Annotated in this window: 26 protein-coding genes; 4 read left to right on the top strand and 22 right to left on the bottom strand. The window is 38.4% G+C overall.

Annotated features, from left to right (window positions below):
- The 13 genes from LDB17_RS02490 to LDB17_RS02430 all read right to left on the bottom strand — a co-directional run.
- Positions 1-967: NuoM family protein (locus LDB17_RS02490; RefSeq protein ID WP_393924869.1), on the bottom strand; the 967-nt coding region annotated here is incomplete at its 3' end.
- 16 nt (positions 968-983) lie between these two features.
- Positions 984-2,858: an NADH-quinone oxidoreductase subunit L gene (gene nuoL, locus LDB17_RS02485; protein WP_252638625.1), complete on the bottom strand. Its 1,875-nt coding sequence runs from the start codon at positions 2,856-2,858 to the stop codon at positions 984-986.
- 6 nt (positions 2,859-2,864) lie between these two features.
- Positions 2,865-3,188 carry an NADH-quinone oxidoreductase subunit NuoK gene (gene nuoK / locus LDB17_RS02480; RefSeq protein WP_252638624.1) on the bottom strand — a complete coding sequence of 108 codons (324 nt, stop codon included), beginning with the start codon at positions 3,186-3,188 and terminating at the stop codon, positions 2,865-2,867.
- A 3-nt stretch (positions 3,189-3,191) separates the two neighbouring features.
- Positions 3,192-3,695, bottom strand: a complete 504-nt coding sequence (locus LDB17_RS02475) for an NADH-quinone oxidoreductase subunit J (RefSeq protein ID WP_135104843.1) — start codon at positions 3,693-3,695, stop codon at positions 3,192-3,194.
- Positions 3,696-3,720: 25 nt separating this feature from the next.
- Positions 3,721-4,254, bottom strand: a complete 534-nt coding sequence (locus tag LDB17_RS02470) for an NADH-quinone oxidoreductase subunit I (protein ID WP_252638622.1) — start codon at positions 4,252-4,254, stop codon at positions 3,721-3,723.
- Positions 4,255-4,270: 16 nt separating this feature from the next.
- The gene (nuoH, locus tag LDB17_RS02465) at positions 4,271-5,314 is read right to left on the bottom strand and encodes an NADH-quinone oxidoreductase subunit NuoH (RefSeq protein WP_252638620.1); all 1,044 of its coding nucleotides are present in this window, start codon (positions 5,312-5,314) and stop codon (positions 4,271-4,273) included.
- Between the two features lie 8 nt (positions 5,315-5,322).
- Positions 5,323-6,366: a 2Fe-2S iron-sulfur cluster-binding protein gene (locus LDB17_RS02460; RefSeq protein WP_252638619.1), complete on the bottom strand. Its 1,044-nt coding sequence runs from the start codon at positions 6,364-6,366 to the stop codon at positions 5,323-5,325.
- A gap of 6 nt (positions 6,367-6,372) precedes the next feature.
- Positions 6,373-7,728 carry an NADH-quinone oxidoreductase subunit NuoF gene (gene nuoF / locus LDB17_RS02455; protein WP_135104840.1) on the bottom strand — a complete coding sequence of 452 codons (1,356 nt, stop codon included), beginning with the start codon at positions 7,726-7,728 and terminating at the stop codon, positions 6,373-6,375.
- A 5-nt stretch (positions 7,729-7,733) separates the two neighbouring features.
- Positions 7,734-8,258, bottom strand: a complete 525-nt coding sequence (nuoE, locus tag LDB17_RS02450; RefSeq protein ID WP_252638618.1) for an NAD(P)H-dependent oxidoreductase subunit E — start codon at positions 8,256-8,258, stop codon at positions 7,734-7,736.
- A gap of 8 nt (positions 8,259-8,266) precedes the next feature.
- Positions 8,267-9,502, bottom strand: coding sequence for an NADH dehydrogenase (quinone) subunit D (gene nuoD / locus LDB17_RS02445; protein ID WP_252638617.1), 1,236 nt, complete (start codon positions 9,500-9,502; stop codon positions 8,267-8,269).
- 12 nt (positions 9,503-9,514) lie between these two features.
- Complete coding sequence (locus LDB17_RS02440; protein ID WP_252638616.1) at positions 9,515-10,048, bottom strand: NADH-quinone oxidoreductase subunit C; 534 nt, start codon at positions 10,046-10,048, stop codon at positions 9,515-9,517.
- Complete coding sequence (locus LDB17_RS02435; RefSeq protein ID WP_006843264.1) at positions 10,048-10,599, bottom strand: NADH-quinone oxidoreductase subunit B; 552 nt, start codon at positions 10,597-10,599, stop codon at positions 10,048-10,050. The genes LDB17_RS02440 and LDB17_RS02435 overlap by 1 nt, the downstream gene beginning before the upstream one ends.
- Before the next feature lie 13 nt (positions 10,600-10,612).
- Positions 10,613-10,981 carry an NADH-quinone oxidoreductase subunit A gene (locus LDB17_RS02430; protein WP_135104837.1) on the bottom strand — a complete coding sequence of 123 codons (369 nt, stop codon included), beginning with the start codon at positions 10,979-10,981 and terminating at the stop codon, positions 10,613-10,615.
- A gap of 486 nt (positions 10,982-11,467) precedes the next feature.
- Between LDB17_RS02430 and LDB17_RS02425 the strand changes: the two genes are divergently transcribed.
- Both LDB17_RS02425 and LDB17_RS02420 read left to right on the top strand, forming a co-directional pair.
- Entirely contained in the window at positions 11,468-13,456 is a 1,989-nt protein-coding gene (locus LDB17_RS02425; protein ID WP_252638615.1) for a DUF3857 domain-containing protein, read from the top strand.
- Positions 13,457-13,471: 15 nt separating this feature from the next.
- A complete protein-coding gene (locus LDB17_RS02420; protein ID WP_252638614.1) occupies positions 13,472-15,364 on the top strand; it encodes a DUF3857 and transglutaminase domain-containing protein in 1,893 nt (630 codons plus the stop codon).
- 289 nt (positions 15,365-15,653) lie between these two features.
- Here LDB17_RS02420 and LDB17_RS02415 read toward each other — a convergent pair whose 3' ends face one another.
- From LDB17_RS02415 to pyrH, 9 genes are all read right to left on the bottom strand, one after another.
- Positions 15,654-16,799 (bottom strand): OmpA family protein, encoded by a 1,146-nt coding sequence (locus LDB17_RS02415; protein WP_252638613.1) that lies wholly within the window; start codon positions 16,797-16,799, stop codon positions 15,654-15,656.
- Between the two features lie 36 nt (positions 16,800-16,835).
- Positions 16,836-17,936, bottom strand: a complete 1,101-nt coding sequence (locus LDB17_RS02410; protein ID WP_291103121.1) for a GDP-L-fucose synthase — start codon at positions 17,934-17,936, stop codon at positions 16,836-16,838.
- 19 nt (positions 17,937-17,955) lie between these two features.
- Positions 17,956-19,107: a GDP-mannose 4,6-dehydratase gene (gene gmd / locus LDB17_RS02405; RefSeq protein ID WP_252638611.1), complete on the bottom strand. Its 1,152-nt coding sequence runs from the start codon at positions 19,105-19,107 to the stop codon at positions 17,956-17,958.
- 349 nt (positions 19,108-19,456) lie between these two features.
- A complete protein-coding gene (cls, locus tag LDB17_RS02400; protein ID WP_252638610.1) occupies positions 19,457-20,893 on the bottom strand; it encodes a cardiolipin synthase in 1,437 nt (478 codons plus the stop codon).
- 161 nt (positions 20,894-21,054) lie between these two features.
- Positions 21,055-21,423, bottom strand: a complete 369-nt coding sequence (locus tag LDB17_RS02395; protein WP_252638609.1) for a DUF2809 domain-containing protein — start codon at positions 21,421-21,423, stop codon at positions 21,055-21,057.
- Positions 21,424-21,425: 2 nt separating this feature from the next.
- Positions 21,426-22,352, bottom strand: a complete 927-nt coding sequence (gene rsgA, locus LDB17_RS02390) for a ribosome small subunit-dependent GTPase A (RefSeq protein ID WP_252638608.1) — start codon at positions 22,350-22,352, stop codon at positions 21,426-21,428.
- An 89-nt stretch (positions 22,353-22,441) separates the two neighbouring features.
- Positions 22,442-23,005: a ribosome recycling factor gene (gene frr / locus LDB17_RS02385; protein ID WP_252638607.1), complete on the bottom strand. Its 564-nt coding sequence runs from the start codon at positions 23,003-23,005 to the stop codon at positions 22,442-22,444.
- Between the two features lie 47 nt (positions 23,006-23,052).
- Positions 23,053-23,211 (bottom strand): hypothetical protein, encoded by a 159-nt coding sequence (locus LDB17_RS02380; RefSeq protein ID WP_393924868.1) that lies wholly within the window; start codon positions 23,209-23,211, stop codon positions 23,053-23,055.
- 169 nt (positions 23,212-23,380) lie between these two features.
- Positions 23,381-24,091 carry a UMP kinase gene (gene pyrH, locus LDB17_RS02375; RefSeq protein WP_135104827.1) on the bottom strand — a complete coding sequence of 237 codons (711 nt, stop codon included), beginning with the start codon at positions 24,089-24,091 and terminating at the stop codon, positions 23,381-23,383.
- Positions 24,092-24,413: 322 nt separating this feature from the next.
- Here pyrH and LDB17_RS02370 point away from each other — a divergent pair, with 322 nt between their 5' ends.
- Together LDB17_RS02370 and LDB17_RS02365 are read left to right on the top strand one after the other, a co-directional pair.
- Complete coding sequence (locus LDB17_RS02370) at positions 24,414-24,935, top strand: hypothetical protein (RefSeq protein ID WP_306541481.1); 522 nt, start codon at positions 24,414-24,416, stop codon at positions 24,933-24,935.
- A 236-nt stretch (positions 24,936-25,171) separates the two neighbouring features.
- On the top strand, positions 25,172-25,945 hold the full coding sequence (locus LDB17_RS02365) for a peptidylprolyl isomerase (RefSeq protein ID WP_252638604.1): 774 nt from the start codon (positions 25,172-25,174) through the stop codon (positions 25,943-25,945).
- Positions 25,946-25,953 lie beyond the last annotated feature (8 nt).

The raw sequence follows: 25,953 nt of genomic DNA, 5'->3' as shown, positions 1-25,953 counted from the left end.
GTATCACAGCTCCTTCGAGACCATCGTATGTCAACGCATAAGAGCCCGCCGCAATAAATCCTACGTGAGACAATGATGCATACGCTAAAAATCTTTTCAAGTCGTCCTGACGCAGCGCCATAATAGCTCCGTATACAACTCCAATGATACAAAGGATCACGATTATTGTCCTAAACTCGTTTGATGCGTAAGGAGTTACGGGCAACTGCCAACGAATAACGCTATATGCTCCCATCTTAGACATAATACCTGCCAGCAACATAGTACCTATTGCCGGTGCTTTCTGATACACATTTGCCTGCCATGTATGGAAAGGGAAAATCGGTATCTTAATAGCATAAGCAAGGAAGAATGCCAAGAATATCCAGATTTGTTCTGTTTGGCTCAGACTCGCATTATAGAATGCTTCGAGCTGAAAGCTTCCCGTTTTTGTATACAGGTATATAATGGCTGCAAGCATAAACAATGATCCGGCAAATGTAAAGAGGAAGAATGTCATCGCTGCCTTACGTCTTTTGATGATCTCGCCGTTACCCCACAATACGATGATAAAATAGATCGGTATAAGAGACATTTCCCAAAACACATAATACAAAAGGGCGTTGCTACTTAAGAATGCGCCTACCATAGCAAAAACCATAAACATGACTAAGCTATACAGCATCTTTTCATTCTTAAATTCGCGCGATTGCGTACCCAGTATAATTATAGGCAGCAGTATCGTCGTCATTAATATCATAGCCATCGACAAGCCGTCGGCCTTTAACGAAAACGAGATATTAGGCTTACTAATCCAGTCTATGCTGAAATTTGCTCCTGCTGCTCCGTATTTAAGACATAACGCTACCGAAAAAATAGCTGCGGCAACACCGAACAACATAGCTACTTTAGAGGCAAATCTATTTCCTGATAAATAAGTAAGAATTGCACCTACCAATAATATGATTAATATAATAGTGATATTCATGTTTCTTTTTTAATTTTTATACAAGAAATAAACAGATGATTAGTGCACTGAATCCTAACACAAAGAAAAACAGATAAAAACCGAGACTTCCATTCTGTAGCCTTCGCGCCGGAACTGTCAACAACTCGACCAAGCCTCCGAAGCTTTTCAGTATATTTTTTAATGCTCTCTCTACTACACTCTCAAAGAAGCCGGCTAAAGCATAAAGAGGTTTTACAAATAGTGCATCGTATATTTCATCAATGTAGAATTTGTTATAAGAAACTTTAGCAAGTCCCGAAATCTCATCATCCTCAGCAGGGACTTCAGATTTCTTTATATACTTAAAATATGCCAATGCAATACCAACGATAGCGATTATAGTAGAAATTACCATTGTCATCACCATCTGGTCTACAGGAGCATGCTCGCCTGTAATACCCGGTAATATTGGCTCTAAGTAAGCGTTCAACCAGCTAAGCCCTCCGAAAGGAATACTGATAAGCCCTCCGAAAAACGCTAAGAAAGCCAATACGATAAGCGGCAGAGTCATACTGCTTGGCGATTCGTGCAAATGATGTTTCTGTTCTTCTGTACCTCTAAACTCTTTGAAGAATGTAAGATATAGCAAACGGAACATATAGAATGCAGTAAGCAAAGATGCTAATGCTGCTAAAATCCATAAGAAGATATTATGCTCGAAAGCTGTCAGCATGATTTCATCTTTGGAGAAGAAACCAGCCAAAGGCGGAATACCTGCAATTGATAACGTAGAGATCAAGAATGTATAATACGTCGTCTTCATCTTATTCTTAAGACCTCCCATCTTGCGCATATCCTGTTCGCCTCCCATAGCATGGATAACCGAACCTGAGCCAAGGAATAAGCAAGCCTTAAAGAATGCGTGTGTAATCACATGAAATACTGCCACGTGATAAGCACCCAGCCCAAGAGCCAAAAACATCAGCCCGAGCTGCGATACTGTAGAGTATGCTAGTACTTTCTTTATATCATTTTGTGTAAGAGCTATAGTTGCAGCAAACAATGCAGTTACAGCACCCACAATAGCAATCAAAGTCTGAATATCGGGAGTCAGGTCGAAAATGAAATTCAACCGTGTCACCATAAATATACCCGCTGTAACCATCGTTGCAGCATGTATCAGTGCCGATACAGGAGTAGGACCTGCCATCGCATCGGGCAACCAAGTATATAAAGGTATCTGTGCACTTTTACCTGTAGCCCCTATAAACAATGCCAATGTGGCAACGCCCAACAGTGGGTCGGGACTGGTAACAAGATCTTTTAGCGAAACGTAGTCCACCGTTTTGAACATATAGCCCAGTGTAAAGATACCGATAAGGAAACCTAAGTCTCCGATACGGTTCATCACAAAGGCTTTCTTTGCCGCATCGTTGTTCTTGTGATTTCTCGACCAAAAACCAATAAGCAGATAAGAACACAAACCTACACCTTCCCAACCGATAAACATAACGAGAAGGTTGCTTCCCGAAACAAGTATCGTCATAAAGAAGATAAATAGATTCAGATATGAAAAATAACGGTCTATATTTTCATCATCGTGCATATACCCCATCGAGTAGATGTGTATCAGCGTACCGATACCTGTCACAAACAACAACCATACTAGAGACAGTTGGTCGAGCGTGAAAGACAGATCAGTTGTAAACTCCCCTAAGGCAATCCATTGAAACAGGTTGACATTAAAAACCTGACCTGTAGAAAGATTCTGGATGAAAAGGTAAAGAGATATTACAAAACTTATAATTACAGCTGTGGTAGCAATAACTCCGGGTAATGTGCGTCCCGTTAGTTTTTTACCAACCAGCAAATTAATTGAGAAACCGATAAACGGACTAAGCAAGAGTATTAATACCAATATTGTTTCCATCCAAATTTATCCTTTTAAGTTTTTCAATTCATCAATATCTATCGTGCCTATGTTTCTGTAGATGGCAACCAAAATAGCCAACCCTACAGCCACCTCAGCCGCAGCTACGGCCAATGAGAATATCACAAACACTTGTCCGCTGGTATCTTGATGATACACAGAAAAAACAGCCAATAACATATTGGCAGAAGCCAGCATCAATTCTACCGACATCAACATCACAATCGTACTCCTACGATACAATATTCCAATTGCACCTACACAAAACAATAGTATGCAGAGGTAGATGTAATTGTCAATTCCTACTTGTTCTAATATATTATTCAGCATAGCTTAAGCTTTTTTCTCTTTTTTAGAAATAAGTACTGCCCCGATCATAGCCGTTATAAGTAATATAGCAGCAAATTCAAATGGCACTAAATACTCGTCAAGCAGCACCTGACCAATAATACTTACCGACTGATAGTCTAATCCCTCGGTTTTGTATGTTTCTATCACAGGCGTAGCCTTCAGAAGCGCAGCCAACAGGACAATTCCCATCAAGCAACTCGAAATTGTAGCCGCCACACGACTGATCACTTTTTTCTTTGGCTCGTGGCTTTCACTCAGGTTCATAAGCATCAGAGTAAATAGCAATAACACCATGATAGCTCCGGCATAAACCACAATATTTATAACCGATAGAAACAAAGCATTCAGCAGCAAAAAGTGCCCCGATATGGAGAAAAAACAGATAATCATATACACTGCACTATGGATAGGATTCTTAGACAATACCGTCAGAAGTCCCGTACCGAGTGTTATGGTTGCCAGAATATAAAAAATTATTGTAATCATATCATTATTTATCTCGTATCTCTATTTAATCATATTTGCGTGCTTTGGCATCCTCTACCGAAATCACGAGTTTATCTTTACCATAGATAAAGTCTTCACGTTCTAATTTCGGCTTCACCAGAAGCTTAGACTTGGTTAAGAAAATAGCTTCTTTCGGACAAGCCTCTTCGCATATTCCACAAAATATACAGCGTAGCATATTTATTTCATATTCCGAAGCATATTTTTCTTCACGGTACAGGTGTTCTTCTCCTTTTTTACGCTCAGCAGCCACCATTGTGATTGCTTCTGCCGGACAAGACAAGGCACACAACCCGCATGCTGTACAGCGTTCGCGCCCCTGATCGTCACGCATCAATACATGCTGCCCACGATATACAGGGCTGAATTCGCGTTGTTGCTCAGGATACTGAACAGTCGCCTTCTTCTTGAAAAAGTGCTTAATTGTAATTATAAGCCCTTTTATCACAGCAGGAAGGTATATCTTTTCTGCGAAGGTCATGTTTTTATCAACAACCTCCGTCTTTCTTCCTGATAATGATATTTTTTCTATTGACATCGCTAATTTCTTATTTTCATTTAAAAATCAGGACAAAAATTCCTACCAAGATGATATTTACTATCGCCAACGGAAACAGCATTTTCCATCCCAGTTTCATCAGTTGGTCGTATCTGAATCTCGGTATTGTCCAGCGCACCCACATATAGAAGAAAATGAAGAATGAGGTTTTGGCTAGAAGTGATAGCACTCCAAGTAGACTAGCTATATTTATACCCCAGTTTTCTGTTACCCAATCTATTCCCGGATAATTGTATCCTCCAAAGAAAAGAACAGAGATAAATGCAGATGAGAAAAACATGCTCGCATATTCGGAGAACATATAGAATCCCATTCCCAACGATGAATATTCGACATGGTGTCCGTTAACCAGTTCCGACTCGCATTCTGCAAGGTCGAAGGGTGTCCGGTTACATTCTGCAAACGAACAAACAAGGAAAATAATAAAGGTCAACGGCTGATAAATCACATTCCATTGCATACCATGCCAGCCACTTTGCTGCTGAGTGATTTCTACCAGACTCAAAGAACCAGTCATCATAATCAGCGCAATAAGAGAAAGCCCCATTGCTATTTCGTACGAAATCATCTGCGCTCCGGCACGGATACTTCCCATCAGGGAATATTTATTATTTGATGCCCATCCTCCGATTACAACACCATATACGCTTGTAGATAATACAGCTACAATATATAGAATAGCCACATTTACATCCCCGATGTAAGGTTTAACCTCTCCATAGCCTGCTATAACAAACTTCTCTGCCCACGGGATCAACGCCCCCCCAAGCAAAGAGACTGTCATGGCAACAGCCGGACCTACAACAAAGAGAATCTTATTCGGCGTATTTGGCATAAGATCTTCTTTGGCAAACAACTTAGCCCCATCGCAAAGAGGCTGTAGCAAACCAAAGATACCTGCACGATTTGGCCCGAGACGATCTTGTAAAAAACCGGCTACCTTACGTTCTGCATAAGTAGAATACAACGCAAAAAGCATTGTGACAGCAAACACAAGAACGATAAGGATCAACTTTTCTAAAATAAGTGCAATCTCCATTATTTTATTTATTCTTTTGTTTTCTTTATAGCTTCCAACTCCTCTGCATCATAGGGAGAATCAGGCATGCTTATTTTCTTCTGATCTTCTTTACGACCTTCCAATACAAGTTCGTCTGTATTTATCTTTACCTTATGTATCGGCTCTGTATAGTTGTTTACATTGATTACAGACGGCTTCTCAAATTTGCGAGGGCCTTCTATAGTCCAGTCTTCAACATTCTTGTGTTCGAAACGACATTCGTTACAAATAAATTCTTCAACCTCGTGCCATTCATCTTTACGAGCTGTCACACGTTGAACTTTGTCGCCAAACATCCATAGCACTACTTTCCCCGAACATTTTGTACAGTGACGATGTGCATTGAATGGTTTGTTGAACCAAACACGAGACTTGAATCGGAATGTTTTATCGGTAAGAGCTCCTACAGGACAAACATCGATCACATTGCCCGAAAAATCGTTATCGATCGCACGTTCTATATATGTAGAAATTTGAGCATGGTCACCCCTTCCCACTACTCCATGAACACGTTCAGGCGTTAGTTGATCAGCCAATTTTACACAACGGTAGCAAAGAATGCAACGATTCATGTGCAACTGTATGTATGGGCCTATATTTTCGGGTTCGAATGTTCTTTTTTCTTCTATATAACGCGACTTGAAGTTATTATTACCATAAGCAAGGTTCTGCAAATCGCACTCTCCCGCCTGATCGCATACCGGACAGTCGAGAGGATGGTTGATCAACAAAAATTCGGTTACAGCCTTTCGTGCCTCCAGAGCTCTTTCGGATGTAGCGCTTTTCACTTCCATACCGTCCTGAACAGCTGTTACGCATGACGGCTGAAGCTTAGGCATAGGACGAGGGTCTCTTTCGCTACCTTTGTTTACCTCCACCAAGCAACAACGACATTTGCCACCGCAGTCTTCCAGCTTAGAGTAATAGCACATTGTAGGAGGAACACTGGCTCCGCCTATCATACGTGCCGCCTGCAACACTGTGGTTCCAGGTTCGACGTCTAAAACATGTCCATCTATTGTAATTTTCATATTGCTTTACTTCAAAAGGTGACGAACTTTTTCCATAGGCTCGTCTACAAAATGATCTCTATTTTTTATCTTTTCAGGGAAGCGTACATGGTATTCGAACTCTTCACGGAAATGGCGTATTGCTGCTGCAACCGGCCATGATGCCGCATCACCAAGAGGACAAATTGTATTGCCTTCAATCTTACTTTGTATGCTCCATAGCAGGTCGATGTCTTCTTCTCTACCTTGTCCTGTTTCGATGCGATGAAGTATTTTATCCATCCATCCTGTACCTTCACGACACGGAGAACATTGCCCACAGCTTTCGTGATGGAAGAAACGAGAAAAATTCCATGTATTACGAACGATACATGCTGTATCATTGTACACGATGAAACCTCCCGATCCGAGAGAAGAGCCGGTAACGAAACCTCCGTCAGCGAGTGATTCATAGCTGATCAAACGATCTTCACCATTTGCTGTTTTAAATATATATTGAGGAGGTAAGATCGGAACCGAACACCCGCCGGGTATTACAGCCTTTAGCGGACGATCGTCTAACATACCACCGCAATATTCGTCTGAATTGAAAAATTCATCGACAGTCAAACCTAATTCTATTTCATATACGCCCGGATTCTTAATATGACCCGAAGCTGACATCAGCTTGGTTCCTGTAGATTTTCCTACACCGATTTTAGCATATTCAGCACCGCCATTGTTTATAATCCACGAAACAGTAGAAATAGACTCCACATTGTTCACCACTGTAGGCTCACCCCACAACCCACTAACAGCAGGGAATGGCGGTTTGATACGTGGATTACCACGCTTACCCTCGAGTGATTCTATCAGGGCTGTTTCTTCTCCGCAAATATATGCTCCTGCTCCGCAATGTACATACAAGTCGAGATTATAGCCTGTACCCAATATATTTTTACCCAGCCAACCATTGGCATAAGCTTCCTTAATTGCTTTTTCTAATATCTTGAATATCCACATATATTCGCCGCGGATATAGATATATGATAAATTAGCTTCTAATGCGTAACTGGAAACAATAGCACCTTCGATTAGCAAATGCGGAATATGATGCATCAAAAAGCGATCTTTGAATGTACCGGGTTCCGATTCATCGGCATTCACAACCAAGTGGCGAGGCTTGCCGGACTTCTTATCAATAAAGCTCCACTTGAGCCCCATCGGGAAACCTGCACCTCCACGGCCTCTTACCCCTGAGGTTTTCACTTCTTCTACAACCTCATCGGGGGTCATCGTTTTCAGTGCTTTCTCCACAGACGCATATCCGCCATTCTTGCGATAAACTTCGTATTCCGCTATTCCCGGAATATCTAATTTCTCTAATAATACTTTTCTAGCCATCGCAATTAATATAGGTTTACTTTTCCTTGTTTACAATCTTCGATCAGTGTATCAATCTTTTCTTTGTTAAGATTTTCATGATAGTTGTCTCCCAACTGAAGCATCGGACCGTAGCCACATGCTCCAAGGCACTCTACCCCTACTACACTGAACATCCCGTCAGGTGTTATTTCACCGGGTTTAACGCCCAGTTTCTGACAGGTATATTCCATCAAGTTTTCGCCACCACGCAAGCCACAACAAGCGGTACGGCAAAACTCAAACATATATTTAGCTACCGGTTTCTGATTGAACATCGAATAAAATGTTACTACTTCATAAACTTCGATAGGTGTAATCTCCAATATCTCAGCTACTTTATCCATCAGTTCGAGGCTCAGCCAATTGTCATGAGCATCCTGTACGGCATGAAGCACGGGTAGTAAAGCAGATTTCTTTTTATCGGCAGGGTAATGGCTCAACAATTCATTGATACGGGCCATCAGGCTCTCCGACATATTTATTACTTGTGTATATTCTTTAGTTTCCATTGACATGATTATGCATCTAATTCTCCGGCAATAACATTAATACTTGAAAGCGTGGCAACAGCATCCGAAAACATCCCGCCTTTTATCATTTCAGGGAACGCCTGATAATAAATAAAGCATGGTCTGCGGAAGTGCACCCTGAAAGGAGCTCGTGAACCATCGGTAATAAGATAAATACCCAGTTCTCCATTAGCACCTTCTACGGCGTGATATACTTCAGCTATAGGAACGGGAACTTCACCCATCACGATCTTGAAGTGTTGGATAAGCTGCTCCATCTGTGTATACACTTCTTCTTTTGGAGGAAGGTAATAGTCAGGCACATCTGCATGGAAGCTTCCATCAGGCATATTATCACGAGCTTGACGAATTATGCTCAAGCTTTCTTTTATCTCTGCTGCACGCACACACCAACGATCATACGTATCGCCGGATGAACCTACAGGTACTTTAAAATCAAAATCTTGGTATGAACTATATGGATTCGCTACACGCACGTCGTAATCGACGCCTGTAGCGCGCAAGTTAGGCCCTGTAAACCCATAATTTATAGCCTTTTCGGCTGATATAGCACCTACACCAACGATACGATCCATAAAGATACGGTTGCGGATAAACAGTCTCTCCAACTGATCCCATGCTTTAGGGAAGCCTTCGATAAACTCATCTAACTTACGCCATGCGGCTTCGCTCCAGTCTCTTTCGAATCCGCCGATACGCCCCATGTTTGTAGTCAAACGTGCACCGCAGATTTCTTCATAAATCTCGTATGCCAACTCTCTGTATTGCATTACATACAAGAAAGGAGTGTACGCACCGAGGTCGACCCCTAAGATAGAGTTACATATCAAATGATCCGTAATACGAGCCAGCTCCATAACAATAACACGCATATATTGCGCACGTTTAGGAACCTCTACACCAAGTGACTTCTCTACAGTCATCCACCATGCCATATTATTCAGAGGGGCAGAACAATAGTTAAGACGATCGGTCAGGGTTGTAATCTGATAGAAAGTGCGGTGTTCTGCAATCTTCTCAAATGCACGGTGAATATAACCGATAGTGGTATCCGCATCCAAAATACGTTCACCATCCATCAGTAATATATTTTGAAACACACCATGAGTAGAAGGGTGAGTTGGCCCGAAGTTAAGAACGGACAACTCTTTATCGTCCCCAAAGGCTTGTTCTTTTATCATTTTCGCAAAGCGATGTTCCGGATTTATTAGTTGATCTGACATTTCCTTACTTTGCTATTTAGTTTGTTCATAATTATTGGGAGTCCTACCAAAGAAGCGGTCATCCTTATCCGTACGTCCGGCATCCTCAAGTGGATGATCTTTACGCATCGGAAACGACACCATTCTCTCATCATTAAGTATACGCTTAAGATTGGGATGTCCTTTGAAAATTACTCCGTAGAAATCATAAGTCTCGCGTTCCATCCAATTGGCTGCAGCAAAAACGTCCACTACAGATTCAACATACGGTCTGTCTCCATCAAGAAATGTTTTCACACGTACACGTACATTGTCGATCCAGTTGTGAAGCAAATAAACAACAGCAAACTGAGCCTTCTTGTCATTATCAGGATAATGCACCCCACATAAGTCTGTCAAGAAGTTGAAACGCAGAGTTTCATCGTCTTTCATAAAACGGATTACTTCTTTGATTACCGCCGGAGCAGCTTCGAAAGTAAAAATATCCCGTTCCATTCTGAAATTCATCACTTCCGTTCCGAATTTCTCGCTCATCTTATTTTCAATAACTGTAGTATCGAGAGCCATTATTCAAATTTATATGATTCAAGAAGCTCCTGATATCTTTCCGAGCCTCTACGAAGAATAGATTCATGTTTTACTAACTCCTGCAATTGCATTACGCCATCCAATATCTGTTCAGGACGTGGAGGGCATCCGGGAACATACACATCTACCGGAATCACCTTATCGATACCTTGCAAAACCGAATATGTATCGAAGATACCTCCCGAAGAAGCACATGCACCTACTGCAATCACCCATTTAGGTTCGGCCATTTGTTCATATACATGGCGAAGGATAGGAGCCATCTTTTTAGAAATAGTCCCCATTACCATTAACATATCTGCCTGACGTGGCGAAAAGCTGTTACGCTCTGCCCCAAAACGTCCCATATCGTACGTAGCAGCCATTGTAGCCATAAACTCAATCCCGCAACAGGATGTAGCAAATGGCAAAGGCCATAGGGAATTGGCACGAGCCAAACCTATGACGTAGTCAAATTTTGTAGCAAAAAATCCATGCCCCCTATATCCATCCGGAGCAGGTACTACATTTATATTAGAAGAATTGCTCATACTTGTTAAATTTTTATCTCTCCCAATCCAAAGCCTTACGTTTGGCTTCGTACAAGAAACCTACCACAATAATTCCGATAAAGATTCCCATCTTGCCAAATCCTTCCCAACTAAGCTCTTTAAAGTTTACAGCCCATGGGTACATAAAAACGATCTCGATGTCGAAAAGAACAAACAAGATCGCAACAAGGAAATATTTAACAGGGAACGGAGAACGAGCATCGCCTATAGGATCGAGACCGCACTCAAAATTTGCATTTTTCCGTGCACTCCTACGACTTGGACCTAACATCTTAGAAATAAATACCGTAGCAAATACAAATATCGCAGAAAACGCGATTTGCATCAGAATAGGTATAAAATCATATATACTTGAATTCATATCCTTAATTTTAACACACTTTGTTTTTACAGATTACAAAGATACTCTATTTATTTCTCAAAAAAGAACAAAATGACTCATATATTTTATCAATAAGTCAATAAACAAATGGCATCAGAAGCCAAAATGCAGCATTTTGTCAAGTGCAGTTTGCAATATTGTCTTTATAGAAAAACATTATTATTGTGAAAAAAATAACATCAATTTAAGAAATAAACTTTTAACATTTAAGACTATTTTAGATCTATTTTATATGTAAGTTTTCTTTTACGAAAATGATTTATTCAAAGCAACAACTCCCATTGCGCTATATACAGAGAGATTGCTTGAATGAGTGCTGCGCAAAGATAGATATAGAGACAATATCAGACAGTTTTCCATAAACAAAAAAAATGTTATAAGACATAGCCATTTTTTAACATAATTAATATTTTATTTCATACATTTACATAATTTATGATCTATCAACATCTCAATAACCAAACAATGAAGACAACTTACTTATTAGCTATAATGCTATGTTTTATTTTTCTGTTTCATGTTCAGGAAAGTCATTCCCAGTCTAAGTATGGCAATGCAACTATGGATGAGCTGAATATGACCGTATACCCGGAGGACACAACAGCCTCGGCAGTTATCCTACTCAAAAAAGGGGACTTAAGGTTTATCTTTAGCGAACTGTATGGATTTCAGTTTGAATACGCCATACAAGTTAAGATAAAAATATTGAAGACAGAAGGACTTGATTGGTGTAACCAAGAAATCTCATACTACGAAACCAATAGATCAACGAAAGAGCAAATCAATGGTTTATCGGGCACAACATACAATCTTGAAGATGGAAAAATCACAAAAACAAAGCTTGCGAAGGAATTCATTACCGATGAGGACATTGACAACACATTGAAAGTAAAGAAATTCTCTATGCCTGCAGCAAAAGTAGGATCTGTGATCGAGTATAAATATACAATCGTATCCGACTACTATTATAACTTAAGAGACTTCCGATTCCAAGAGTCTATCCCTATTGCTTATGTGAACTTTGAGGCTAAAATTCCGGAATACTTCCGATACAACATCAACTATCAGGGATATGCCAACTTAAAGTCTAGCAAAGAGCCGGACAATGAATCTTTCCACATAAGATATAAAGACGACTACGGACGTTTACAAGCAACGACCGTAAGATGTAATGCAGAAACATTGAAAAGCGAAGGCTTCAATATTCCGGCAATGAAAAGAGAAGCATATCTGTGGACTATAAATGATTATATAACACAAGTATCCTTTGAGCTAAAAAGCATACAGATGCCCTACAGCATGACCGAAAATAAATCTAGTTCATGGGAGTCTATAGATAAGGATATCCTTTCGAGCTCTCTTGGAAGCAACATGAAAAAGGCGGATCTCTTTAAAGAAGAAATAGCTAAAGGAGAGACTACCCTTAAACGGGCAAAAGAAATACAGGATATGGTTAAATATCGGGTGAAATGGAATGACAAGAGAGCTATCGTTCCGGGCAACCTAAAAGATGCTCTCAAAAATGGAATAGGCAGTAGTGCTGATGTAAACTTTTTACTCATAAATGCACTAAAAGCAGGAGGATTTGACGCATACCCTGTTATACTCAGTACCAGAACAAACGGAAGATTGCCAATATCTCATCCTAGTATAACGGCATTTAATTATGTAATTACAGCACTGAAGATAGATTCACTTATGTACTATACCGATGCTTCTGCTAAATATGGAGACTGGAACTTACTGCCTGAAAAGTGTATGGTTCCTCAGGCACGTATAATGAGTGAGAGTGGCGGCAGATGGGTTAATCTTAGCAATGTTTCGAATGGCTCTGCATTAAAAACAGCAAAATTCACATTCAATGACTCCAAATATATAGGAACCATAACAGATACCAGAAAAGGTAATGCCGCCTATGATATGAAAGTATCCTATTATAACCACAAGAACAAGGAAGACTTCATTGAATCATTAGCAAAGAGGACAAATTGTAAGATCGACAGTTTTTCAGTTTCAGCTATCGATGACACTTCAGCTCCTATAAAGATGGAATATACACAGGTTGCAGACGCCAGCTTAGGAGATGATTTCTTATATATAAATCCGATGATAGAAAAACACATTGCCGAAAATCCTTTTCAAAGAGAGAAAAGAGAATATCCTGTAGAATTCGATTATTTGACAAATTACCTCCAAGTTGTAGATATAGAAATACCTGAAGGGTATGTAGTAGACGAGTTGCCTCAGGCTGCAAAATTAGTATTAAATGATAACGATATCGTTTTGACATATCGTCTGGCTCAGGCCGGAAATGCAATTAAATTGCATTATCAATTCCAATTAAAGAAATTAACGTTCTTGCCTGAAGAGTACGAGTCATTAAAAGACTTTTATGCTAAAATTGTAGCTAAAAACAGCGAGCAGATCGTTCTGAAAAAGGCCTCTGCAATTTAAAATGCTTGTCTCAATATGAATATCAGATATATATTTGCATGTGTTCTCTTATTTATTCTATCCCAAACGCAAGCCTATGGGCAATTTGTTATACAAAAGGTTGATAGTTTGCGAGAGAACGCATGTGCCATCGTAGATAATTATTCTGCAGTATTTAGTCAAACTGATTTGAATAATGCAACACTGTCAGTGAATAAGGTAATAACTATCCTAAATGAACAGGGAGAGGAGTATGGTTATTTCAACGAAACCTATGATAAATTCAGGGAGCTGAAAGATTTCTCGGGTATAATAAAAAATATGTCGGGGACAGTAGTCAAGAAAATAGGAAAAAAAGACTTGATATCCTCATCCTTATCTGAACATTTGAGTACCGACGATTACTCTATGTTCTATGAATATAAGAACCCTACATACCCTTATACTATAGAGTATACCTATCAGGAAAAATGGAAGAATGGTGTTTTATGCTATCCGGCTTTCGCACCTATCAATGGAAGTCTGTTATCGCTAAAACGAGCTAGCTATAAGATTGAACTCCCAACAGGAATGAATCTTCGCTACCATACTAATTATTCTTGTAATATCAAAGATGAAACTGTAGGCAATAAGCATATATATTCGCTATCTCTCGAAAACATGAAAGCTATCGACAGGGAACCTTACGCCCCTCCATTCCGCGAAATAGTACCAAGAGTATTGTTAATGCCGAATGATTTCTGCTACGATTCAACCTGTGGCAATTTGTCTAACTGGGAAAATCACGGCAAATGGGTATCAAGCTTGTTAACCGGAAAAGATATTCTTCCTGCCGATTTTGTGATTAAAATAAAAGATCTCACAAAAGATGCAAAAAACGATAGAGAAAAGGTAGCTATTCTTTATCAATATCTACAGAATAACACAAGATATGTCAGCATACAATTGGGTATAGGAGGCTATCAGCCTATCGATGCAACATCTGTAAGTAAAAGTGGGTTTGGCGACTGTAAAGGCCTAACCAATTTAATGATGGCCATGCTGAAAGCCGTTGATATACCTTCCAATTACAGCATAGTAAGTATGAAAGAGAAGGATATACTACCTGATTTTCCTAACTTTAATCAGTTTGACCATGCTATTCTACTGGTTCCACTCAAAAACGATAGTATTTGGCTGGAATGTACAAGCCAGACGCTCCCCTTTGGATATATACATAATAAAATTGCAGGCCATAATAGCCTTATTATAACGAATGAAGGGGGCAAAATGTGTCGTTTACCCCAATATAAAGACGATCAAAATTATCAGGTATCGAAGCTAGACATAAATATATCCGAAAACGGTACAGCAAAAGGAAAAATGCAGTTTACTGAACATTTACATTTGTACGACAAGTTTTTTTATTGGATGACATCTAAAGACAGAGAAAAAGAGATGAACTACATCAATACGAATGTGAATATGCCAAAAGTAAAGATTTCTCAAATAGAAGTATCTGAGCATAAATCGTCGTTACCATCATGTACATTGTCTGCGAATTTCGAAGCTGAAGACTTTGTGAACAAAACCGGCACCCGATTATTTGCATCTGTATGCCCTTTGAGAAAAGGTAATTATAATATATTTACATCTTCTACACGGAAACAGGACATCGTAATAGAAAATGGATATTCTGATTGCGATTCTATCACATTCAATATTCCTGAAACATATACGATTGAGTCATTACCTAAGGACATCTCGATAGAGACTCCATTTGGGAAGCTAAAGACACAATGCAAGGTGGAAGATCATAAAATTACATATATACAGAATATAGATATTTTTACAGGGAGGTATGACAAATCGAGCTACAACGAAATCAAATCCTTTTTCTCAGAAATAAATTCAGCAATAAAGAGAAAACTCGTATTAAAGAAGATCTGATAAAATAGGAATAAGAATAAGTTAATACCAAATAGAATAAAGCTGGGAGCTACTAGATAGCTTCCAGCTTTATCTTTTAATAACACATTTTAGCACACCGATTGACTTTAACAAATGCTTTATACTTACGTGAATTAGAGAATACATAACAATGTTCAATCAGTCAGTATATCTTAGGCATATCATTATCTAAAGTCTTTCTTTTATTGTGCATTGTATCAATATGAAACAAAAAAAGAGTGGAGATATACTCCACTCTTTCCTATTCTTATATTTTCGTTAGCCGAAATTATTCAGCAAAGAAGATAGCAACACGGTTCCATGCATTTTCTGCATATGGTTGTTCTGTGTCACCTTTCCATTCAACTTTAACGCGGTTGCTGTTGATGTTGTATTTGTTGATCAACGCATTAGCAACATTCTTAGCACGTTTTTCAGAAAGTTTCATGTTGATAGAAGCTGTACCAGTTTTCTTATCAGCATAACCTACAATCTTAACATTTTTGCTAGGATTATCTTGTAGATATTTAGCTGTGTTGTAGATGCTAACTTCTTGGTTTTTGTCAATAACTGCACTACCAAGACGGAAAAATACTACGTTAGAAACGAAGTTTTTAACCTCAGCTGGTTTAACTTCTGGACATTTTGGACAATCTGGACATTTTGGAGCTTCAACTTTTCTGTTTTTCAAAGCTTCATTTTCTTGACGCAGTTTGTTGATTTGACCGTTTAAATCATCAAGAAGACCTTGATCCATCAACAATGCTTCAGAGAAGTCATTTCTTTTACCAATTTTGAAGTTAAATCCTACGAATGCAGATAGCATGCCATCCCATTCCCAGTCTCCACCGCCCATACGGTCGAAAGACTCTTGAACCATGTTTCCAGCTATTTCTACGAATAGAGAAGCTCTGTTAGACAGACGGAAATTGTTGATAATACCGGCATTCCATGTAGCAGAGTTGTTCTTGATAGATTTCCAATCTTCGTCAAATCCATGAACAAATCCTATACCAACATAAGGTATAAAGCTGTAGAAGCGATTTTCGTTATAATGTCCTAAATAATTAGAAACATTAAATAATAGGTCAACGTTAGCACCTAAATAATGAGGATGATTCATCACCTTTGCATCATTTTGAAATGTGTGGTAACCACCACCATTAAATTTCAAACGTGCTCCGAAATAAGGATTATACCATTTACCTACGAAAACAGTTGGAGCTAGGTTAAGGCGGTTAGTGAATTTAGCATCATTTGCGTTATCATTAAGATACATTGTTGCTCCACCACCAATTCCTACGAACCAGTTATCCCAAAAACCGTTACGCGCAAAAGTTGCATTGCGACCAACTTTAGTACTAAATCCACTATCTTGAGCAGAAATAGCCATAGCCGCAAAAACTAAAACTAAAAGTAAACTTACTTTTTTCATAATCAATCTTTTAAATTATAATTAAACACTCTTTTTTTAATTTAATATATTATACTCAGTATACCAAGCATACATCAACTTCAAGCCATCTTCTATTTCAACTTGATGTTGCCAGCCCAAAGAATTAAGTTTTGATACATCTGATAATTTTCTCATCGTTCCATCTGGCTTATCTGTATTAAACCACAAACTTCCGGAGAATTCGACTATTTCTTTTACAAGGTTTGCAACATCTTTTATAGATATTTCAATACCGGTTCCAATATTAATGTGTGTGTTCTTTATCTCCCTTCCATGTATAACATCAACTAAGTCAAAAAAGTTTACAGACTCCATCACAAAAACAGTGGCATCACCCATTTCCTGACTCCACAGGAATTCTCTCATCGGTTTTCCTGACCCCCAAAGTTCGACCTGAACAACATCTCCAACTTTTCTTATACCATACTTAGCTAGTATTTCTAGTATTTCTGTTTTAGATGAGGTTCCAGATATTCCCTCTATCGGCCTAACATTCAAGTCCAGCTCTATAATATCCCAAGCATTATTTTCTAAGCATTTCCCCAAATGTACTTTTCTTAGAATTGCTGGCAATACATGAGATGTTTCAAGATTAAAATTATCATTCAAACCATATAGGTTTGTTGGCATTACCGCTATAAAATTCGTTCCATACTGTATATTATAGCTCTCACACATCTTCAAACCGGCTATTTTAGCTATTGCATACGGTTCATTTGTGTATTCCAAAGGGCCTGTCAACAGTGTATCTTCCGTCATTGGCTGAGGTGCTTCTTTGGGATAAATACAAGAACTACCTAAAAACACTAATTTTTTAACATTATTCAGATATGATTGATGAATTACATTGTTCTGGATCATCAAATTTTCATAAATGAATTGCCCGCGATATGTATTATTGGCAATAATACCTCCTACTTTAGCCGCCGCTAAAAAAACATATTCAGGCTTTTCCTTTGTAAAAAATTCGGATACAGCTTTTTGATCTGTAAGATCTAATTCTTGATGCGTTCTTAAGACAAAATTTGTGTATCCTTTGCTTACAAGACTTTTAAGAATTGCAGAACCAACCAAGCCTCTATGGCCGGCTACATATATTTTAGCATTCTTTTCTATCATCTATATTTTCTTACTTTTATTCAAAGTAATTCAAAATTCTATATCCTCCATTTTTGAGGTACTCTTCTTTCTTCATCAGCTCAACATCATGAACAACCATATCCTGACATAAAGCTTTAAGATCGTATGTAGGCTCCCAGCCTAATTTAGTCCTGGCCTTTGTATTGTCACCAATGAGAATATCAACTTCGGTCGGACGAAAGTATGCAGGATCTACACCTACAACAGATTGCCCTATTCTCTTAATGAAGCCTTCGAGATATTCGGCTCCAACTATTTTAGAGAATTTATTCTCATCAACACCTACAATATAGCCTTCTTCCTTTTCATCTTCACCTCTAAATTCAACATCTACCCCGACCTCTATAAATGACATTTTGATAAAGTCACGAATAGTAGTTGTGACGCCTGTAGAGATAACATAATCATCAGCAGTATCTTGTTGAAGAATAAGATACATAGCCTTAATATAATCTTTGGCATGTCCCCAATCTCGTTTACTGGAAAGATTTCCCATATAAACCTTATCTTGAAGTCCTAGCACTATACGTGCAACTGCACGTGTCACCTTTCTTGTAACAAACGTTTCCCCCCTCAATGGTGATTCATGATTGAACAAGATGCCATTGCTGGCATGCATACCATAAGCCTCCCTATAATTAACCGTAATCCAATATGCATACATTTTAGCGACAGCGTATGGACTTCTCGGATAAAATGGTGTTGTTTCTTTTTGAGGTATCTCTTGCACTAAACCATAAAGCTCGGATGTTGAAGCCTGATATATCCTTGTTTTATTTACCAAATTAAGAAGACGAACAGCCTCTAATATACGAAGAGTACCTATTCCGTCTGCATTTGCTGTATATTCAGGGATATCAAAACTAACCTTAACATGGCTCATTGCCGCAAGATTATATATTTCATCGGGCTGTACATCGCCAATTAGTCGTGTCAGATTCATACTATCTGTCATATCACCATAATGAAGAATCATATTTCTATCTTCAAGATGAGGATCTTGATATAAATGGTCTATACGATCTGTGTTAAACATGGAAGATCTTCTTTTAAGTCCATGTACTGTATAGCCCTTTTTTATCAAGTATTCTGACAAATAAGCTCCATCTTGTCCTGTAACGCCTGTGATGAGTGCTACTTTACCCATATAGTTTACTTAATAAAAAAATCTTTATTAAGATTTATGTTAATGATCAATTTTATACTTAACCTTTCCCAATTATTGTATCTTTTAACGAATACGAATAATCAGTTCAAGCAACAAAGATATATTTTTTTTAACTAAAACAAATAAAAAAGACCTTAAATTAGAGATTACATATTGATTTTCTCTCATTTTTTGACGTATAAGTCTCTAATCCTGAAATTTGCAAAAAGCATTTTTTTAACTATTTTATTTATCATACACTCCAATCCTTCAGATCGGCAGGTATTTCAACAATACTCTTGAGTATAATATAGTTATATAAAATTTGGATCTTGTATCAACTTTACTATTATAATAATGGAGAGAACAAGCGCATGACAGACTCTTTAAATTTTTCAATCCGTGACCTTTGATCCCATTCTTCCACAAGCAACTGTGTTGAGCTCTCCATATCTTTCAAGAATATCTCCTGGGCTTTGCGGCAAGTCTCTTCGCTATATATAAAAGCATCAATTTCGAAATTATGTTCGAAACTACGCATATCCATATTGGCCGAACCTGTTATAGTAAGAGAGTTGTCTACCGTCATTAGCTTGGAGTGAAGAAATCCGGCTTCGAAAAAATAGACACTTACTTTGGCATCCAAAACTTCTTTCAGAAAAGACATAGATGCAATATGCACAAATGTGGTATCTGAATGGCGAGGCAACATCAAGCGTACATCCACACCTCGCATTGCCGCCATTTGTATAACCTGCATCAATGAGTCGGTAGGAATAAAATAAGGGGTCTGTATATAAACACTTTCTTTGGCATTGGAAATAGCTTGCAGAATACCTAAGTGTATATCTTTAAATTGTCCTACCGGTCCACTTGTAACCAGCTGAATCATATTATCTCCCTCTGTGTCGAGTATCGGATAATAAGCATCTGATGCTAGAAATTCTTTACGAGACGAATACCAGTCGATAAGAAAAGATGTCTGTAATCCTGCCACAGCCTTGCCTTCTATTTTAACATGGCTGTCACGCCAAATTCCAGTTCCTACACCGTTGATATATCGATCTGCAACATTCATTCCACCAACAAAACCAACTTTGCCATCAATGACTACAATTTTTCTGTGATTCCGATAATTCACTCTGCTTGTCAGGAATTTGAATGCCACCTTCAAGAATGGTTGAACTTCAACGCCTCCGGCTTGCATATCTTTGAAGAAGCTACGTTTTGCTTTCCAAGAGCCAACATCATCATAAATAAGACGCACCTCAACACCGTCCGCTGCTTTACGAAGCAATATATCTCGGGTTTTGCACCCTATCTCATCATCTAAGAAGATATAGTATTGAATATGTATATGCTTTTCCGCTTTCTCAAGCTCCTCGAACAAAGCCTCAAACTTATCGGGTCCTGAAGAATAGAAAGTGACACTACTACCTCCATATAAGGGAGTGCCCTTCAAACGATTTAACAAATTCACCAACCCTTTATACTCGACTGGTGGATTCAACGTTTCCAACAACTCTCGCCTACCAATAGACCGGCGATTGAGTTTCTTGTACATCTTATGGGATATCAGACGCTGCTTGCGATTATCTTCGCCAAAGAAATAGTATATGATAAGACCGACCAAAGGAAGCAACAACAGAATAAGCACCCAAGAAATCGTTTTCAAGGGGTTCCTATTCTCCGAGATAATCACAACCATCGTACCCAAAGCCGTAACCACATAAAGTATCTGGAAAAGAAGGATAAGATGATCTGTTGCTTGCGCTGCTACATCCATACGCAAATAATATACATTTTTTTCAAAGTTATAACAAATTTAAACTCAAGCTCTTTTTTTATCAAATAATTCGAAGGACTTACCTCCACTATCTGATATTTTCTTGAAAAAGCTCTTGTATGAATGATTGTAAAGATGTCATTTGTGTTAATATCGAATATCTATTTTTCTTTTCTATCGATAAGATAACAAATAATAGCCCCAACAGTATAGCATAAAATATCGCCCCAGGAAAATGATGTCCCTAAAACAATCCTCATTACTTTATAATCTTGAAGGCCCAGTACTTCTACCATCTTGAAGTATTGACCGACCTCTACCATATAGGCGAAAAAGAGCACACCCAAAGCTAAATACAAAGGCTTTATCCGGACAAATGACTTTACAAAATAATAGATCAATATAACAACTAAGATATCACCTCCATAAGGACGGATAAAAGCATCATCTACAAATTTAGCGATGAGGACTTCTATGAAAAAGATAATAATAAATATCAAGAATGACGATCGATCAAATCTCCACCTCATATCTATTTCCTATATTTTTCTTCAATATCCTCTTGCATCATACTCATGTATGACTTGTAGCGGCTCTCGCTTATATAGTGATTTTCTACAGCATCACGCACTGCACATCCGGGTTCATTTATATGAATGCAGTTATTGTAACGACAGTCTTTAGACGCCTTAAAGATCTCGGGAAAGAAGTGAAATATTTCATTCTTCTCCATATCCACAGTACCAAAGCCTTTGATACCGGGAGTATCTATAATAAATCCCCCCTGTGGCAATTCTATCATTTCCGAAAAAGTGGTTGTATGCATTCCTTTGCCATGATAACCGGATATTGCACCCGTCTTTAGATGAACATCAGGTACAAGCGCATTGATAAGAGTAGACTTTCCGACGCCTGAGTGACCCGAAAACAAGGTAGTTTTGTTCTTTATTCTCTCTTGTAAAATTTCTAATCCTGTATTATGTAAAGCCGATATCTTAATGCTTGGGTAACCAATATAATCATAAAGGCTAATAAGAGCATCCATGTATTCTATCTCCTCTTCTGCGTATAGATCCGTCTTGTTGAAAATAAGATTTACCGGCACACGATACGCTTCGGCTGCAGCCAAAAAGCGGTCAATAAAAATAGTAGAGGTTACCGGATGATTGATCGTTACAATCAAAAAACACAGATCGATATTAGCGGCCAAAATGTGCGATTGTTTCGATAAATTAGACGAACGGCGTATAATATAATTCTTACGGTCTTCGATCTGCGTTATCAGAGCAGTGCCTTCATTGTTTGGTACAATGGTTACTCTGTCTCCTACAGCAATGGGATTGGTGCTACGTATATCTTTAAGACGAAAGTTTCCTTTTACCTTACATTCAACGTCGCTGCCGTCATCGGTACGAACCAAATACCAACTACCCGTATTTTTTATTACAAGACCATTCATCAATCAATCCTTTAAAATGCAAATGTGCCAATGTGCCGATACTGTAAAGCGATCAGCATATTGGCATATTCTATTTTCGGTATATTTCGTTATACAGTTAAAATCTCTTTTTCTTTAAGAGCAAACAGGTCGTCTATCTTTTTGATATACTTATCATGAAGCTTTTGCATTTCGTTTTCACCATCTTTGGCTACGTCTTCCGCCAAGCCTTCTTTCACTGATTTTTTGATCGTATCAATTGCATCACGACGAGCATTACGCACACTTACCTTAGCATCCTCAGCTTCTTGTTTGGCTTGTTTTACCAAGAGCTTACGACGTTCTTCTGTCAACGGAGGGATAGAAAGACGTATCACTTCACCGTTATTATCGGGTGTGATACCCACATCAGAGTTCAGAATGGCTTTTTCTACCTCTTTCAGCATTTGTTTTTCCCAAGGTTGAACGATGATAGTTCTAGCGTCAGGTGTATTGATAGCCGCCACACCACTTAGCGGGGTAATTGATCCGTAATACTCAAGTTTTATACCATCAAGAATATGCGGATTGGCTTTTCCGGCACGAATACGAGATAACGTCTCGTCCAGAAACTCTACAGAGGCCGACATCTTAGCATCCGCCTTTTGTTCGATTTGTTTTAGGTCTGCTGCCATAAATATATATTTTTTGTTTTCAATATTTTAAGATTAAATAAATCTACTTACACTCTACTCGGCAATTGGGTAAGACCAATAATAAGTTGCCCTATCCCTGCCAAAATTAGTAAAGAAGTAAGCAAGGTATGTGCAGTAATGGTAATAAACGCACCTACAGCACAAACCAAACAGCCCATAAAGATATTTCTTCGTGCTGTTTTCATATTTTCTTTATCTACCTGATGTATAATCAGGCTGTATATTTGATTAGAAAAAGAGAAAATCCCGAAAAGGTGAAGATCTTTCTAATCGAACGAGGGCTTAACGAAGAAGATGCTTATATCTTACTCGACCAGATTATACAACTGATCTTCAACTACTACTTTCCCTCTGTTATGCATGTACATATGTACCTATTTTTTCACCTTTAATTAGCTTCTCTAAATTGCCCGGAGTATCCATATCGAAGACAACGATAGGCAAATTATTCTCCTTACACATCACTGTTGCCGTCATATCCATAACTTTCAGTCCCCGCTTGTAAACCTCATCGTAAGAGATGGAATCAAACTTAACGGCTGTAGGGTCTTTTTCGGGATCGGCAGTATAAACTCCGTCTACACGTGTACCTTTTAGCATCACGTCGGCTTCTATTTCTATTCCCCTCAGCGAAGAGCCGGTATCTGTTGTAAAAAATGGATTGCCTGTTCCGCAAGAAAGGATAACAACTTCACTATTTTCCATAGCCTCTATTGCTTTCCATTTGCTGTAGATTTCTCCTATAGGTTCCATCCTGATAGCTGTAAGTACTCTCGACTTCTGACCTATTGCAGTAAGAGCCGAACTAAGAGCCAAACTGTTTATCACAGTGGCCAACATACCCATCTGGTCTCCTTTTACCCTGTCGAACCCTTCGGAAGCTCCGCTCAGACCTCGAAAAATATTTCCTCCTCCAATAACAATACTTATCTGTACACCCATATCGGCTACAGCCTTTATTTGCGTGGCATATTCATTCAATCGGTTTACATCTATGCCATATTGCTGTTCTCCCATGAGGGATTCACCGCTCAGTTTTAGGAGGATTCTGTTATATTTTACCATTTCTGCTTTTATATTAGTGCAAATCTAGTATAATTTGTGAAATTATAAAAGTCAAACTTTACGAATTGATTTTTATTATAATTTAAAAGTTCTGATATAAGAGCATTTAGTTATTTTTACACATCTAAATAAATTTATTATGATCACTCACAGCTGGCTCTTATTTGTCCTCGCACTATTACTTGGATTCATTACGTTCGTAATCATATTATGGACTATTATCAAATGGAAACATAACAAGGATCGGAACATAGGCTGCGGATTAACTTTTTTATTCTCTATGTTAACTATAATCTGTACTGTTATAGTAATAGTAAAAGTTGTGGAAACAATTAGGGTAGTTGTTCCTAATAAAATTGAAGAAGGGATTGATATATTCACCAACAGTTTATCTTCAAGAAATACAGAAACTCCTTTTATGGACAGCCTGAAATTGATGCAACCAACCGACAGCATAATACCGAATAGTTATTTCTCTTACGCGGGACTTCGCGATTATTTCCGTATGCCCCTGATATATCCGTATTCGATAACTGCTATTGATGTTCTCGAGAAAGGGACTTTACAAGACGAAAAAGGGATAAAGTACATAGCTGCAGATCACAATGAAAACGAGCCTATTCTTCATGATATTACGTACTTCTCCTTTGACAGAAATATTCTGTTAGCAAAAACGGAATCCTCTTCTTCCCTGAACGCTCTCAGATTCTATATTTTTAATCTAAACACAAGACAATTAGAGGAATTCAATACCGAAAAAGAGATGAAGATACAAGCTGCAAAATTTGGCTTTGATACAATAAAACCAATGATAACCATACAAGAATATTTTGATAATTTTTGAATGTAAGAAACTCTGTGGTACTCTTTTTACTCTGTGGTAAAAAATTGAATAAGAGCGAATACGAAAGCAATTATTATTCATTACTTAGAACCTTAGTATAAAAAGATTCTGAAATATCGATTCGAAGCTTCTATTATTTCAAAATAAGAGCTCAAAAAACATTATCTTTGTCTGACTTCATACAGAAAAATGATATGAGAAATATATGTATCGCCTGTCTAATCTTTTTATTCACTATGTGTAATAATAAACCAAAAGAACCCATAGTCGTTATACAAACAAGCTATGGCAATATAAAAGTTAAGCTCTATAATGAAACTCCGGGACATAGAGATAATTTTCTGAAACTAGCAGAAGAAGGATTTTATAAAAACCTTACGTTTCACCGAGTTATCAATGATTTTATGATACAGGGTGGAGATCCTCAAACAAGGAATATTGCAGATTCTGCAGCATTGAAAGAAGAAAAAACGCTGGGTGACACAATCCCTGCCGAAATAAAGTTTCCTCAGCTATACCACAAACGAGGAGTACTGGCAGCCGCACGATGGGGCGATGCCGAAAATCCGACAAAAGCCTCTGATGCATCTCAGTTCTATATAGTGACAGGTGAATTATGCTTCGACGATAAATTATCAGAGATAGAAAAACAACGTTTCGAACGTTTTAAGCAAAAGATATATAAGGAAATACAATCGGCACATCTTGATGATCTGAAAGCATTACTAAAGAGCGGCGATAGTATATCTGCATCTGCAATGCGTGCTGATTGGCTGAAACAAGCGGATGAGCAAGCCAAAGCCCGAAAGGCTGAGGTATCATATACAGACGAGCAGCGGGAATACTACAAAACAAGGGGTGGCACTCCTTTTCTGGACAATGAATACACCGTTTTCGGCGAGGTAATAGAAGGAATGGACGTTGTGGATAAAATACAAAGAGCAAGAACCAACGAAAAAGACAAGCCTCTTAAAAACATCTTGATGAACGTAGTGGTTCTAGAGAAATAAAAATTCCA

The sequence above is a fragment of the Dysgonomonas sp. Shenzhen-Wh21 genome, from assembly GCF_043392705.1.
Taxonomy (GTDB): domain Bacteria; phylum Bacteroidota; class Bacteroidia; order Bacteroidales; family Dysgonomonadaceae; genus Dysgonomonas.
This window is presented reverse-complemented; position numbering and strand designations above follow the sequence as displayed.